Origin of the sequence: Caulobacter sp. (assembly GCF_039596335.1) — a bacterium.
In the GTDB taxonomy this organism is placed as follows: domain Bacteria; phylum Pseudomonadota; class Alphaproteobacteria; order Caulobacterales; family Caulobacteraceae; genus Caulobacter.
The window spans coordinates 307613-319658 of the sequence record NZ_JBCNJZ010000005.1 but is presented as its reverse complement, the minus strand read 5'-3'; the positions used below and the strand labels follow the sequence as shown (position 1 = coordinate 319658).

General features: G+C 69.0%; 13 protein-coding genes. 5 read left to right on the top strand and 8 right to left on the bottom strand.

Annotated features, from left to right (window positions below; all coding sequences use genetic code 11):
• Positions 1 to 84: 84 nt before the first annotated feature.
• Both ABDW31_RS12795 and ABDW31_RS12790 read right to left on the bottom strand, forming a co-directional pair.
• Positions 85 to 834, bottom strand: a complete 750-nt coding sequence (locus ABDW31_RS12795; protein ID WP_184718913.1) for a hypothetical protein — start codon at positions 832 to 834, stop codon at positions 85 to 87.
• A 38-nt stretch (positions 835 to 872) separates the two neighbouring features.
• Positions 873 to 1661, bottom strand: a complete 789-nt coding sequence (locus ABDW31_RS12790; RefSeq protein WP_343698897.1) for a class II aldolase/adducin family protein — start codon at positions 1659 to 1661, stop codon at positions 873 to 875.
• A gap of 126 nt (positions 1662 to 1787) precedes the next feature.
• Here ABDW31_RS12790 and ABDW31_RS12785 point away from each other — a divergent pair, with 126 nt between their 5' ends.
• From ABDW31_RS12785 to ABDW31_RS12775, 3 genes are all read left to right on the top strand, one after another.
• Positions 1788 to 2783, top strand: a complete 996-nt coding sequence (locus tag ABDW31_RS12785) for a DUF2891 domain-containing protein (protein ID WP_184718909.1) — start codon at positions 1788 to 1790, stop codon at positions 2781 to 2783.
• Between the two features lie 138 nt (positions 2784 to 2921).
• Positions 2922 to 3119, top strand: a complete 198-nt coding sequence (locus tag ABDW31_RS12780) for a hypothetical protein (RefSeq protein ID WP_184718907.1) — start codon at positions 2922 to 2924, stop codon at positions 3117 to 3119.
• A 119-nt stretch (positions 3120 to 3238) separates the two neighbouring features.
• On the top strand, positions 3239 to 3367 hold the full coding sequence (locus ABDW31_RS12775; protein ID WP_343698896.1) for a hypothetical protein: 129 nt from the start codon (positions 3239 to 3241) through the stop codon (positions 3365 to 3367).
• A 12-nt stretch (positions 3368 to 3379) separates the two neighbouring features.
• On the opposite strand, the gene smpB is transcribed toward ABDW31_RS12775, so the two are convergent.
• Complete coding sequence (smpB, locus tag ABDW31_RS12770) at positions 3380 to 3838, bottom strand: SsrA-binding protein SmpB (RefSeq protein WP_184718904.1); 459 nt, start codon at positions 3836 to 3838, stop codon at positions 3380 to 3382.
• A complete protein-coding gene (gene dapA, locus ABDW31_RS12765; RefSeq protein ID WP_184718896.1) occupies positions 3838 to 4722 on the bottom strand; it encodes a 4-hydroxy-tetrahydrodipicolinate synthase in 885 nt (294 codons plus the stop codon). Before dapA ends, smpB begins: the two co-directional genes overlap by 1 nt.
• Positions 4723 to 4968: 246 nt before the next feature.
• On the opposite strand from dapA, the gene ABDW31_RS12760 reads away from it, so the two are divergent.
• Positions 4969 to 7065, top strand: a complete 2097-nt coding sequence (locus tag ABDW31_RS12760; protein WP_184718895.1) for a lytic transglycosylase domain-containing protein — start codon at positions 4969 to 4971, stop codon at positions 7063 to 7065.
• A gap of 184 nt (positions 7066 to 7249) precedes the next feature.
• Here ABDW31_RS12760 and ABDW31_RS12755 read toward each other — a convergent pair whose 3' ends face one another.
• The 4 genes from ABDW31_RS12755 to ABDW31_RS12740 are packed head-to-tail and all read right to left on the bottom strand — an operon-like array spanning position 7250 to position 10431.
• On the bottom strand, positions 7250 to 8005 hold the full coding sequence (locus ABDW31_RS12755) for an ABC transporter ATP-binding protein (protein ID WP_184718893.1): 756 nt from the start codon (positions 8003 to 8005) through the stop codon (positions 7250 to 7252).
• The gene (locus ABDW31_RS12750) at positions 8002 to 9042 is read right to left on the bottom strand and encodes an iron ABC transporter permease (protein ID WP_184723843.1); all 1041 of its coding nucleotides are present in this window, start codon (positions 9040 to 9042) and stop codon (positions 8002 to 8004) included. The genes ABDW31_RS12755 and ABDW31_RS12750 overlap by 4 nt, the downstream gene beginning before the upstream one ends.
• Positions 8985 to 9791, bottom strand: coding sequence for an ABC transporter substrate-binding protein (locus ABDW31_RS12745; protein WP_184718891.1), 807 nt, complete (start codon positions 9789 to 9791; stop codon positions 8985 to 8987). Before ABDW31_RS12745 ends, ABDW31_RS12750 begins: the two co-directional genes overlap by 58 nt.
• 4 nt (positions 9792 to 9795) lie before the next feature.
• Complete coding sequence (locus tag ABDW31_RS12740; protein WP_184718889.1) at positions 9796 to 10431, bottom strand: TetR/AcrR family transcriptional regulator; 636 nt, start codon at positions 10429 to 10431, stop codon at positions 9796 to 9798.
• 189 nt (positions 10432 to 10620) lie between these two features.
• Here ABDW31_RS12740 and ABDW31_RS12735 point away from each other — a divergent pair, with 189 nt between their 5' ends.
• Positions 10621 to 12036: a glycosyltransferase gene (locus ABDW31_RS12735; RefSeq protein WP_184718887.1), complete on the top strand. Its 1416-nt coding sequence runs from the start codon at positions 10621 to 10623 to the stop codon at positions 12034 to 12036.
• The last annotated feature ends 10 nt before the right edge of the window (positions 12037 to 12046 follow it).

Below are 12046 nucleotides of genomic sequence, written 5' to 3'. Positions count from 1 at the left end.
TTTATTCTGTGGCGACATATGACCGCAGCCTAAAGCGTCGTCCAGTGACAGCCGAATGACCGTCTGTTGCAATGCTGAAACAAGCTATAACTGACGCCACAAACTGAGCAGTACGCCGCGATCACGAGCGACTTCGCGGCCAGTAACCGTATCGCGCCAGCCGGCCTGAACACTCCAGTCACCAACGGCGCGGACGACCGAGACCTCGCTCTTGACCCAGCGCGCGCCGACCTCGCCACGGTCGGTCCGGCCGGCATAGGTCTGGGCCATCACCAGCCATCGCTTGGCCGGCCGCACGCCCACGGTCGTGTCGAAACGTGTCTCGTCGGCAAGGCCTTGACGCTTCAGCCGGGCGGCCTGCAGATCGACGAACACCTGCCGACCGCGCCAGACGCCCGAGCGGCCGTAGAGCACCCGCGCTTCCAGATCCAGGCTCCCCTGCCCTGGCGTCGCATAGCCGGCGTTGCGGCCCTTCCCCGCCTCGCCCGCGCCGACATAGAGCGCCAGGGACGAGCGGTCGTCGCGGCGAACCGTCCAGCGGACCCCGGCCTCGATCGGACCGCGCCCCTCATAGTCCACCCAGCGGTCATGGCCGCGCGTCACCCCGACCTTGCCTTGCAGGGTCAGGCGCGGCGTGACGCCATGCTCGACGAAGACCGACAGCAGTTCGTCCCGGCGATGGCCCACCGTCACCAGCACGCCGTCGGGATCATAGCCCTCGTCGGCGTGGGTGCGCTCGTACTTGGCGATCAGCTGGGTGCGGCCCGGCTCGATCGGCCAGGCGCCGGCCGTGGCCTTCCCCGGGGCCAGACATGGAAAAGCCGCCGCGATCACCAGGACCGCGACGGCTTTCCAAAGCGTCGAAACGAAGCCTAGTCCGAGTAGCCGGGCAGCTCGCGATCCAGCTTGCGCAGGCAGCCGGGCCAGGCCAGGCTGCCGATCATTCCCATGCCCATGCCGACCTGGCGTCGGACCTCCTCCTGAGCGCCTTCCGGCGCCAGCAGGACGTTGTCGCGACCGATCGAGAGCGCCATGACCTGTTGTGCGCACGCCCGCTCCAGGAAGAACATCCCCAACCAGCATTCGGCCGCGGTCGCGCCCAGGGACAGGGTTCCATGGTTGCGCAACATCATCAGCTTCTTGTCACCGAGATCAGCCACAATTCGCTCGCGCTCGTCAAGGTTGAGCGCAATGCCTTCATAGTCGTGATAGGCGATTTGAGGCGTGACGATCAGCGCGTGTTGGGTCAGCGGCAGCAGGCCGTCCTTGTGCGCCGACACGGCCACGCCCTGGTCGCTGTGTAGGTGCATGACGAAATGGGCGTCCTCGCGCGCGGCGTGGATGGCCGAGTGGATGGTGAAGCCCGCCGGATTGATGAAGTACTGGGTCTTGTCGACGATGTTCCCCTCGAGATCGACCTTGACCAGGCACGAGGCGGTCATCTCGCCGAAGAACATGCCGTAGGGATTGATCAGGAAGTGGTGCTCAGGCCCGGGAATGCGGGCCGAGATGTGGGTGAAGATCATGTCGTCCCACCCGTGCAGGGCCACGAGACGATAGAGAGCGGCCAAGTCGACGCGCGCCTGCCACTCGGCGTCGCTGACCTTGCCCTTTAGCGATGGTATTGGCAGGGACGTGATCGGCAGAGACCCGTCGGCCATGGTTTCCTCCGTAGGTTATCATTGTTGACTTGAGGGTCGCGCCGGGGCGTTTCAGCGTCAAGGGGGACTTGCGCCGCCTGTCACGCTGAAGTTGAAGGGGCTTATGACCGCCCTCGCCGCCTTCAGATGAGTCTGGCCCGCGCCACGGCCTCGCGCTTCGCCCGGATCGCCCTGGGCCATCTGACGCGCGAGTACCCCGCCAAGCTGGATCACGTGATGGCCGGGCCGGAGGACATTCAGAGTCCCCGCGACCTGCATCCGATCTTCTTCGGCAGCTTCGACTGGCACTCTTGCGTGCACGGCTACTGGCTGCTGGCCACCCTGCTGCGGCTGCGGCCTGAGATGGCCGAGGCCGAGCAGATCATCGAGATCTTCGACGACGCGTTCACGCCCGACAAGGTCGCCGGCGAGGTGGCCTATCTCTCCCGGCCCGAGAGCCGCGGCTTCGAGCGTCCCTATGGCTGGGCCTGGAACCTGATGTTGCAGGCCGAGCTGCTGCGCCACGATCGCCCGTGGGCCGGGGCCCACGCGCCCCTGGCCAATGCCTTCGCCGAGCGGTTCGAGGATTTCCTGCCGATCGCCGACTATCCGGTCCGTAGCGGCGCGCACTTCAACACCGCCTTCGCCCTGGTCTTGGCCAGCGAATATGCCGACATGACCCACGACGCGGCCTTCCGCCAGCTGCTGCTGGACCGGGCGCTGGTCTGGTACGGCCAGGATGCCGCCTGCCCGGCCTGGGAGCCGTCGGGCGACGACTTCCTTTCCCCCGCCCTGATCGAGGCCGAGGCCATGCGCCGGCTGATGCCGCGCGAACGCTTCGAGCTGTGGTTCCCGCGCTTCCTGCCGGATCTGGCCCGCAAGCAGCCGGCGACGCTGTTCACGCCGGCCCGGGTCAGCGACCGCACCGACGGCCAGATCGTCCACCTGGACGGCCTGAACCTGTCGCGCGCCTGGTGCTGGCGCACCCTGGCCGGAGCGATGTCCGAGGCCGATCCGGCCAAGCCGCTGGCCATCAACGCCGCGCTAAACCACCTGGCGGCGGCCATCCCGCACGTGTCTGGCGACTATATGGGCGAGCACTGGCTGGCCACCTTCGCCCTGCTGGCGCTGGAAAACGGCTGACCGGAAAGGTTGATCCGCCGCAAAGCCATTCGTCCGGGTTCTGTTTACATAGATTGACAATGCTCAGGGCTTGGCTCGCGTTAAGGATGCTCCCGCGTCCGGTCGGGGGCGCGAGTCGCAACCAGGGAGCTCGTCGTCATGAACCAGGACGCCGCGCACTGCCAGCGCATCGAAATCATGCCGCTGAATGACGGCTGGGTCGTCACCGAGGGCGGACGCACCGCCGGACAGTTCGACAATGTCGAGAGCGCCTACAAGAGCGCCCTGGCCATTTGCGGAGACCTGTTCGAGCAAGGCGTTCGATCTCAGGTCACCGAGCGGGCGGCTGCCGCCTAGAGGCTCAGGACCTCACTTTAACAATCGTTGACAATGCCCAGCTCGCGCCAGGGTTTAACATCCGTGCGAAGACTGAATCGTGGCGCGCGCATAACGCGCCGCAGGATCGGAGCCTGATCATGGCGCAGACGCCCACGACCCTTCGCCCAACCGCACTCCGCCAAGAGGTCCGCACCTTCCTGATCGTCAGCGCGGGCGCCTTCGCCCTGGGCCTGGTGATCGGCTTCCTGCTGATGGGCCAGCACTAGGCCCACCGACCGCTAGTCGTCGCGGTTGCCCTTCATCAGGCGCGCCTTGTCGCGCTGCCAGTCGCGCGCGGCTTCGGTCTCGCGCTTGTCGTGATTCTTCTTGCCCTTGGCCAGGCCGATCTCCAGCTTGGCTAGGCCCTTCTCGTTCCAATAGAGCTTCAGCGGGATCATCGTCCGGCCGTCGCGCTGGACCGCGCCGATAAGCTTGTCGATCTGCTTGCGGTGCAGCAGCAGCTTCCGGTGCCGGCGCGGCTCGTGATTGAAGCGGTTGGCGTGGCCGTACGGCGGAATGTCGGCGTTGATCAGCTTGATCTCGCGACCTTCCACTGAGGCGTAGGATTCAGCGATATTGGCCCGGCCGACGCGTAAGCTCTTCACCTCGGTGCCGGTCAGCATGATGCCGGCCTCGAAGGTCTCCTCGATGAAGTAGTCGTACCGGGCGCGCCGGTTTTCCGCGATCGGCTTGGTCATTACTGGAGACCGGCCTCGCGCATGGCCTCGATGATCGTCGGACGCACGGCGTCGCCGCACGCGGTGATCGGCAGGCGCACGTCTTCGGTGCAGAGGCCCAGGTGGGCCATGGCGAACTTCGTCGGCCCGGGTGAGCTGTCCAGGAACAGGGCCTTGTGCAGGCGCACCAGGCGGTCCTGCCAGTAGAGGCCGGTTTCCCAAGCCCCCTGCATGCAGGCGTTCATGAAGGCGGCGCAGGCGTCCGGCGCGACATTGGCGGTGACCGAGATCACGCCATGGCCGCCGTGGGCCATGTAGCCCAGCGCGGTCGGGTCATCGCCCGACAGCAGGATCCAGTCCGGACCGCACAGCAGGCGCTGCATGCTGATCCGCGTCAGGTCGCCGGTGGCGTCCTTGATGCCGACGATGTTGGGCAGCTTGGACAGGCGCGCCAGCGTCTCGTTGCTGATGTCGACGCCCGAGCGGCCCGGCACGTTGTAGACGAAGATCGGCAGCTCCACGGCGTCGTTGATCGCCTTGTAGTGCTGGTACATGCCCTCCTGGCTGGGGCGGTTGTAGTACGGGGTCACGACCAGGGCGGCGTCGGCGCCGACGGCCTTGGCGTGCTGGGCCAGTTCGATGGCCTCGTCGGTCGAGTTCGAACCGGCGCCGGCGATCACCGGCACACGGCCGGCGGCGGTCTTCACGCACAGCTCGACGACGCGCTTGTGCTCGTCGTGCGACAGGGTCGAGGTCTCGCCCGTCGTGCCCACCGGCACCAGGCCATGGACGCCGCCGGCGATCTGGCGCTCGACCAGGGCCACGAAGGCTTTTTCGTCCACCTCACCGTCGCGGAACGGCGTGACGAGGGCCGGAATGACGCCCTTGAAGTGAGACTGGACCATGACTTGCAAATTGCCGTGAGGAGGCGCCGCAGGGTGTTGCGGCTTGAGGATGGGGGCGGACAATATGTCCGCGCCCTGTGGTCCCGCAACCGGGTCCGACAGGGCGAAGGCGGATTTGATGGGGGAAGGCTTTCCGGTCAAGCCCGCCAACCCGACTTTAAAACCTATTAGAGCCTGAATCGTCGCATAGGGACGGCGTCGGGTTTGAGATGGAAGGCCCCCCGGGGGCCTTTCGAGGAGAGTGTTTTGGCTTCTGTGGTGCGTCGGATTCTTCTTGGTGGAGCCTGTATCGCGGCCGTGGTCGGGGCGGCGGACGCCCAAACCACCTCGGGCTACGCCACGCCTGGCGCCTCGAGCCTGATCACCACGCCGCCCACCGCCGTGCCGCAGAGCCTGTCGGACACCGACTCGGCGAACCTGCAGAGCGCCCTGGCCGCCGCCAAGCGCGGCGACGTCTCGGGCGCGCGCATGGCCATGGGCTCCATCCAGGACCCGATCGCCAAGAAGATCGCCCAATGGCAGATGGTCGACAGCAACGCCGAGGCCATGAGCTTCTTCGAGCTGGACGCCGCCCGCCGCGACCTGGCCGGCTGGCCGCGCAGCGCCCGCCGTGACAGCGCCGCCGAGAAGTCCCTATCGACCTCGGGCCTGGATCCGGCCCGCACCATCGCCTGGTTCGGCGGCGCCCAGCCGTCGACGGCCGAAGGCGCCATGGCCCTGGCCAGCGCCTGGCAGGCCACCGGCCGCGCCAAGGACGCCACCAACCTGATCCGCAACACCTTCCGCGACAAGGTGTTCGAGGCCGACGCCCAGCGCAGCATGATCGCCCGCTTTGGGGCCATGCTGACGCCCGACGACTATGTCCGCCGCGCCGACATCCTGCTGTACGGCCAGCAAGGCCCGGCCGCCCGCGAGATGGTCGCCATGCTGTCGGAAACTCAGCAGGGCGCGGCCCGCGTGCGCATGGCCTATCGCCAGAACGCCGGCAACGCCAACGACCTCTACAACAGCCTCACCCCCGACCTGCAGGCCCAGCCGGGCGTGGTGTTCGAGCGCGCCGCCTATCTGCGCCGCAAGGGCATGGACACCCTGGCCCTGCCGATGGTGGTCAACTTCCCGGTCCCGCCGACCGAGGAGGCCTCCAGCGCCATCTGGCGCGAGCGCAAGCAGTTGATCGTCGGCGCCCTGAAGGCCGGCAACAGCGCCGGCGCCTATGCCGCCGCCAACAACACCCAGGCCATCGCCCCCGCAGACATCGCCGAGAGCGAGTTCTACGCCGGCTGGCTGGCCCTGACCCGTCTGCGCAATCCCGACGCCGCCGCGGCCCACTTCGCCCAGATCGCCGCCGTCGGCGCCTCGCCGATCACCCGCGGCCGCGCCCTCTACTGGCAGGGCCGCGCGGCCGAGGCCCAAGGCGACCCGATCGCCGCCCAGGCCTTCTATTCCGAGGGCGCGCGCCACACGACCACCTTCTACGGCCAGCTGGCCGCCGAGAAGGCCGGGATGAAGGAGCTGCGCCTGCCGCGCGATCCGGTCATCACCCAGGCCGACCGCGCCCGCTTCTATGGCCGCGAACAAGTGCGCGCCGCCCGCATCCTGGCCGACATCGGCCAGCGCGACCTGTTCCGCAGCCTGGTGCTCTATATCGACGACACCCTGCCCAACGCCGAGGAAAGCGCCCTGCTGGTCGACCTGGCCCGTGGCTATGGCGACCAGGACCTGGCCATGCGCGCGGTCCGCACCGCCGCCCAGCGGGGCATGATCCTGACCGAGCGCGGCTATCCGCTGCTGGACCACCACTTCACGCCCGGCCCCGGCGCGGCCGAAACGGCCTTCGTCTATTCTATCTCGCGCCAGGAAAGTAACTTCGACCCGGCCGCCCGCTCGGGTGTCGGCGCGCGCGGCATGATGCAGTTGATGCCGGCCACCGCCTCGCTGGTCGCCCGCAAGCTGGGCGAAAGCCACAGCGTCGAGCGCCTGGGGGACGCGCCCTACAACATGCGCCTGGGCTCGGTGTATCTGGGTGACATGGTCCGCACCTTCAGCGGCTCGTACATCATGGCCGCGGCGGCCTATAACGCCGGCCCCGGCCGTCCGGCCCAATGGGCGGGCCTGTGCGGCGACCCGCGCGGCGCCAGCACCGACCCGCTGGACTTCATCGAGTGCATCCCGTTCTCCGAGACCCGCAACTACGTGATGCGAACCTTGGAAACGACCATGGTCTATCGCGCGCGGCTGGCCGGCGGGGTGACGCCGCTGACGCTGTCCAGCGACTTGAAGCGGGGTGGGTATGTGTACACGCCGGCGGTCGCGAGCGCGGACGGGATCTCGGCGCAGCCTTAGGCTATCCACCACACCCATTTCTCAAGTTTGCTTTCCTGGGCCTTGTGCCCAGGACCCAGCGTTCAGCCCGCTCTGCGCTGAAATCTAGGGCGGCCACGCTGACCACACACCCCAATCAACGCCTAGCCCAGCCGAACCATAGGTCCTCGCCACAAGGGCGAGGAAGGCAGTTGGGAGGATTGGGCTAAACCCGCCTGGCCGCCAGAACCGGCCCAGCGTCGGTCTCGACCAGCTCGCCGTCGAGCCTGAACACGCGCTTGAGTAACTCTCGCGACAGCGCCTCACGCGGCGCGGCGTCGGCAACCACACGTCCGGCCTCCATCACCACGATCCGGTCGCACGACCGCGCCGCCAAGCCCAGGTCGTGCAGCGTCACCACGACGCCGGCCCCACGTGCGGCCTCGTCCCGCAGCAGATCAAGCGTCAGCAGCTGGGCGTCGGGATCCAGGCCCGCTACCGGCTCGTCGGCGACCAGCAGCGGGGCGCGGGTGGCCAGAAGGCGCGCCAGCAGCACCTTGGCCCGCTCGCCGCCGGACATGTCCAGCACGCCGCGATCGGCGAGATCCCGCGCGCCGACGCGGTTCAGCATCTCCAGCGCCAACGCGTCGGCGGCGTCATCGGCCAGGTCGCTGGCGCCCAGGGCGGCGACCATGCGAGCTGGCAGGTTCCAGGCCGCGCGGCGGTCCTGCGGCAGGTAGCCGACCAGCCGGGCGCGCTCGTGCGGCTTCAACTGAGCGACGGGTCGGTCCGACAGCCGCGCCTCGCCGGCCACGCTCGCCAGCACGCCCAGACCCGCCCGCAGCAGGCTGGTCTTGCCCGCGCCATTGGGGCCGACCACGCCGACCACTTCGCCGGCGGACACCGACAGGCTGGCGGCGTCCAGCACCGTCTTCCGGCCCTGACACGCGGTCAGGCCTACGAGGGTCCACAGCACGCTCACGACCGCCAGCTCCGCGAAGCCCGCCACGCCAGCAGGGCGAAGGCCGGCGCGCCGAACAGCGCGGTGACCACGCCCAGCTTCAGTTCCTGCTCGGTGGGAATGAGACGGGCGGCCAGATCGGCCAGCACCAGCAGCAGCGCGCCAGCCAGGGCCGAGGGCCACAGGAGGCGCTTGGGATCGTCGCGGACCAAGGCCCGCACCAGGTGCGGCGCGGCCAGGCCGACAAAGCCGATCACCCCCGCCGCCGCCACCGCAGCGCCGGTCAGCAGAGCCGCGCCGGCCACGGCATACAACCGCAAGCGCGCCATCGGCAGGGCCGACATCCGCGCCGCCTCCTCGCCCAGGGTCAGCATGCGCAGCCCCTGCCCGGCCCGCACGCAGAGCGCCGCGCCCAGCGCCATCGGGACCACCGCCCAGGCCGCATCGGTCCAGTCGCGGTTCTGCACCGAGCCCATCAGCCAGGCCAGGATCTCCGCCGTCGCCACCGGCGAAGGCGACAGGTTGAACACTAGCGCCGTCAGCGCCCCGCCGAACGCGGACAGGGCCACGCCGAACAGGATAAGCGCCTCGGGCTCCCGAAACCGCGCGGCCAGGGCCACGACCAAGGCGCCGGCGACCAGCGCCCCGACGAGGGCCGACAGCTCGATGACGCCGGGCGCGACCGCAAGTCCCGCCGAGATGGCCAGGGCCGCGCCCAGGCCCGACACCGCCGAGACGCCCAGCACGCCGGGATCGGCCAAGGGATTTCGCAGCAGGCCCTGCATGGTCGCGCCCGCCAGACCTAACGCCGCGCCGACCAGGGCGGCGACGGCGACGCGCGGCGCGCGGATGGTCCACAGCACCTCGCCCGGCGGAGAAGCCGGCTGGCTCAGGGCCTGGAGGTGCTGCGCCATCGACAGCGGCGTCTCGCCCAGGGCGATCGCCAGAACGGTCGCGCCGGCCAGAACCAGCAGCATCAGAAGACAGAGACGGATGAGGTTCATCGCGCGGCCTTGGCCAGGGCTCGCGCCCCATCGGCCGCGAACCAGCCGGCGCAGCCGACCATCGAGGCCGGCAGCGAGGCGACGGTGCGGGTCTTCACGGCCTTCTGAAGCGCCGCGTGACGGCCGGGGCCCCAACGATCAGAGCCGGCGCGGACCAGATCGAACAGGCCCAACACCACCGCCGCCGGCGGAGTCATGACCATCCGCTCCAGCGACACCGGCGCGAAATAGGGATCCTTGGACGCGTTCGTGTAGCCCGCCGCCTTCAGCATGGTGTCGATCAGGGTGCCGGAGCCCGCCGTATAGCCGCCCGGCGTCAGGTACAGCGCTTCACGCCCCTGCCCTGCCCCAGCGGCGTTGGCCAGCTTGGCGTCCATGCTTGCGATCAAGGCCTCGCCCTGCGGCCGGCGATCTAGCGCCGCCGCCACCTTGCGGACATTGCCGCGTACGCCCTCGAAATCGGCCGCATCGTCCAAAGCCACCGTCGTGACGCCTTTGCCGCTCAGCGCCTTGGAGAGCCGCGCATCGCCGCCCCACAGGCGCACCACGACCTCAGGCTTGGCCGACACCAGGCTCTCGAACGTGGCCCGGCGCAGCGGCAGGCCGCCGGCCGCGTCGCGCATATAGCTGTCGCGCGCGATCGCCCGGTGCGAGAGGCCGACGATGCTGTCGCGCGGGGCCAGGGCCAGCACATACTGGTCGGCGCAGGAATCCAGAGACATCACCCGCGGTGCGGCCAGGGCCGTTACCGGGGCGAGCGCCACCACCGCCAAAACGGCGCACAAAGCCTTGGCGGGGCTCATGAGATCAGTCCGTGACCAGGCCGTACAGCAGACCGTCCAGCATCACCTTCATCAACTGATCAGGCTCGGACCAGCCCCGCGAGGGCTTGGTGATCAGCAGCGACACCAGGCCATGGCAGCCGCTCCACAACACCTCGGCCGCCGCATGGGCCGTCCCCGAGCGCAGACGCCCCTGGGCGGCGATGGCGTGCACCGGCTCGCTGAACTTTTCGAAGCAGCGGTCGCCCAGCGCCATGACGTCGGCGGTCTTGTCGGACGAGACGTGCTCGCCGGTGCTGCAGAACACCAGCTGATAGGTGTTGGGATTGTCCAGCGCGAAGGTCATGTAGGCTTCGAGCATCAAGCGCACGCGCGCCACCGGGTCGACCGGCTGGGAGGCGATCTCGGTGTTCAGGGCCAGCAAGCGCTCGATGGCGTCGTTGCTGATCTCCAGCAGGATCTGATCCTTATCGCGGAAGTGCATGTAGAGCGCGGTCGACGACACGCCCACGGCGTCGGCGATCTTGCGGATGGTCGCGCCCGCATAGCCCTCGGCGATGAAGATCTTCTCGGCCGCCGCCAGGATCTCGCCTCGGCGCATGTGCCCGTCGCCCTTGGGCTTCCGCGCGGACTTGTGAGGCTTCTTCAAAACGACGGACACGGAATTGGCTTCCCCTCTCAGTTCCCCATCGGACACTAAACGGGAATCACTCAGCCGTCGCAAGAACGTGCGCCCGTTGCGGGTGTCCGCGTCGAAACGCCCCAAGACGCGCATTTTTCCATTTGACAGCCTTGAGTTGTGAATCCGTTATGCCTCGCGTTGGGGCGACGGCGTCAATCGGGGGCATCCATGACGCGGGAGGAAGTGTTGGAACCGGCGCTAGCGCCGGCGAGCGGCGGTGCTGTGCCCGGCGTTCTGGAGCCGACCGGGACAGACATCCGCGACGGCGCGCATCGCAGCCTGTCGCCGGCCCAGGCCGTGGCGGTGGCGCTGGCGGGCCTGCTGGCGGCGATCGGCGTAGCGCTGGATCCCGGCAGCGCCATGGTCATGGTCCACCACCTGTTCTTCGCCATTTTCCTGCTGGGCGGCCTGACACGCCTGGCGGCCGCCTGTACGCCCCTGCCTGACACGCCGGCGCCGCCGCTGGCCGACGCGGACCTGCCGACCTACACCCTGATCGCACCGCTCTATCGCGAGGCCGAGGTGCTGGCCGAGCTGGTTCAGAACCTGGCCGCGCTCGACTATCCGCACGAGCGGCTGCAGGCGCTGATCGTGCTGGAGACCGACGACGAGACGACCCAGGACGCCGCCGACGAACTGGACCTGCCAGCCTTCGTCTCGGTGCTGGTGGTCCCGCCGGGCACGCCCAAGACCAAGCCGCGCGCCTGCAACCACGCTCTGGACCACGCCAAGGGCGAACTGGTGGTCATCTATGACGCGGAGGACATGCCCGATCCGGGCCAGCTGCGCGAGGCCGCCGCCCGCTTCGCCGCCTCGGACCCGCGCCTGGCCTGCCTGCAGGCGCCGCTGCGGATCGAGGATCCGGGCTTTTCGATGTTTCTGCCCTCGCAGTTCCGGCTGGAATATGCGGCCCACTTCGAGGTGCTGCTGCCGGCCCTGGCCCGCTGGGGCCTGGCCTTTCCGCTGGGCGGCACCAGCAACCACTTCAAGGCCGCAGCCCTGCACGAGGTCGGGGCCTGGGACGCCTTCAACGTCACCGAGGACGCGGACGTTGGCTTCCGGCTAGCGGCCGCCGGCTATCGTCTGGGCGTGATCCGCCGCCCGACCTGGGAGACGGCTCCGACCGCCTGGGGCCAGTGGCTCCCGCAGCGGGCCCGGTGGATCAAGGGCCACATGCAGACGCTGTTCGTGCACGCCCGGGGCCGGGTCCCGCGCCAGCCGCGCAACGCCGCCGCCCTGGTGCTGACCCTGGCCCAGTCGGTGGCGTCGTCGCACCTGCACGGCCCGGTGATGGCGGTGGCGCTGCTGCTGGCGGCGATCGACTGGCTGCCCGACGGCGACATCACCCTGCCGCTGTGGGACCTGATGCTGTACGCCCTGGGCTGGGGCTCAGCGGCCATCGCCGGGGCGCGCGGCGTGCTGCGGGCGGGTGATCGGCCCAAGTCGCTGCACCTGCTGGGCATGCCCGGCTATTGGCTTCTGCAGAGCCTGGCCGCGACCAAGGCCCTTTACCAGTTCGTCACCGCTCCGCACCGCTGGGACAAGACCCACCATGTCCCCCGCTCTGGACCAGTAGCCCCCTAAGGCGGTATGG